The sequence below is a fragment of the Planktothrix paucivesiculata PCC 9631 genome, from assembly GCF_900009265.2.
GTDB lineage: Bacteria > Cyanobacteriota > Cyanobacteriia > Cyanobacteriales > Microcoleaceae > Planktothrix > Planktothrix paucivesiculata.
This window is the reverse complement of record NZ_LR735141.1, coordinates 1-251: the sequence shown is the minus strand read 5'-3', so window position 1 is coordinate 251 and position 251 is coordinate 1. Positions and strand designations below refer to the sequence as shown.

Genomic DNA, 251 nt, shown 5'->3' with positions numbered 1-251 from the left:
TTTATAGATTGGCAAGCGGAAAAAGCTGAAAAGCATTTTCAAAATACTCGACAAATTACCGTACTGATTCAAGATAACTACAGTGTCCATAAAAGTCAAAAAATACAAGAAAAAGAAAGGGAGTGGCAAGACAAAAAATTAGAATTTTTCTTCCTGTCTGCTTATAGCCCTGAATTGAATGAAATCGAACCAGAATGGCATCAATTAAAAACTCATGAACTGGCGGGAAGAATGTTTGAAGATGAATATGA

At 33.9% G+C, this 251-nt stretch carries 1 protein-coding gene; it reads left to right on the top strand.

Annotated features, from left to right (window positions below; translation table 11 throughout):
* On the top strand, window positions 1–251 hold a 251-nt coding region (locus PL9631_RS25845), incomplete at both ends, for a transposase (protein ID WP_197046528.1).